At 66.9% G+C, this 1,117-nt stretch carries 1 protein-coding gene; it reads right to left on the bottom strand.

All coding sequences use genetic code 11. The features are described 5' to 3' along the window. Positions 1-1,105, bottom strand: a 1,105-nt coding sequence (locus ABD901_RS58675) for a hypothetical protein (protein ID WP_345145088.1), incomplete at its 3' end; no start/stop codon positions are given. Positions 1,106-1,117: the final 12 nt, after the last annotated feature.

Below are 1,117 nucleotides of genomic sequence, written 5' to 3'. Positions count from 1 at the left end.
GGCCGTCCCGACCCGGCGCAGCAGCCTGCCGTTCAACCCAGTTCACCACCGCCCGGCCCGCAACCAACGCCCTGGTGTCCAACACCGAAAACGTCTCACGCCCGCTGGAATGCGTCCAAACAAAACGGGCAGGCACATTCAGCGACCGCATCCCCGGCGCAGCATGAGCCGCCGGATCCACCACCCCATGGACAACCCCAGCGGGCCGACCGACCGGCGATCCTCCACCACCCAACCCCGACAACTGCACATGCGCATACGGCAACGACCGAACCTCACGGGCAGGATCGAAGTCGCCGGTAGCCAGCGGCTGGACAAACCAGACACCGTTCGGCAACTGCCGCATCAGGATCGAATTCCTGCGTGGCTCGGCCGCCTGGTCGGTCGAGTCCGGGACCCCGATCCGGCTGTCCGAGGTGTCACCCAACGAGTCGGGCGGTGACAGCTCGTCGAGGGCGATGATCTGCTCCGCATGCTCATTCACGAATTGGTTTACGGCCGCGAAGCGAGTACCGGGCCGAATCAGGTAGATCCCGCCATGGACCCGGACCACCGACGTCGCAGCCAGGTTCAGCCGGACACGCTCCGATTGCCGGGAGGTAGGCGGAGTTACAGCGACCATCGGGAACGGGACGCTGTACGTTCCGTCTGGCCGCCTGAGCAGACCCACAGCCTCGTCGCGCAGGAATACTGTGACCTTATAGCGCTGCCTATCGGCAGGCTGGGCCTCCAGCCAAGCGTTGACGACACCGACCACCGCCCGCGCCGGCTCCCTCCGCGAACCGCCCACGCCGAACAAATCCGCAACGAACGTCGACATGTCCGTGCCCAGATAAGAGACCACGACCGCCGCCTCAACATGCGGCAACGCATCCAACGGGCCCGCAACCGCACGCCCCCGCGCAACGTCCTGCCCCCGCAGCCGACGCCCCCCAACACGCGACGCAAAAGCCGCAGAGCCGAAGTAACTCGCCGCCAACGCCGCCTGCTGGCCGGCATCCGACGTTCCTGGCGCCGGTTCGGATACACCCTCCGCAACCCGGAACACCGGCTGACGGTCCGGATCAGCACCGGTCAGCCCGACCAACTCACTGCCGTCGGACACCCGAACACCCGC

Source organism: Dactylosporangium darangshiense (assembly GCF_039537565.1).
Classification (GTDB): Bacteria; Actinomycetota; Actinomycetes; order Mycobacteriales; family Micromonosporaceae; genus Dactylosporangium; species Dactylosporangium darangshiense.
This window is presented reverse-complemented; position numbering and strand designations above follow the sequence as displayed.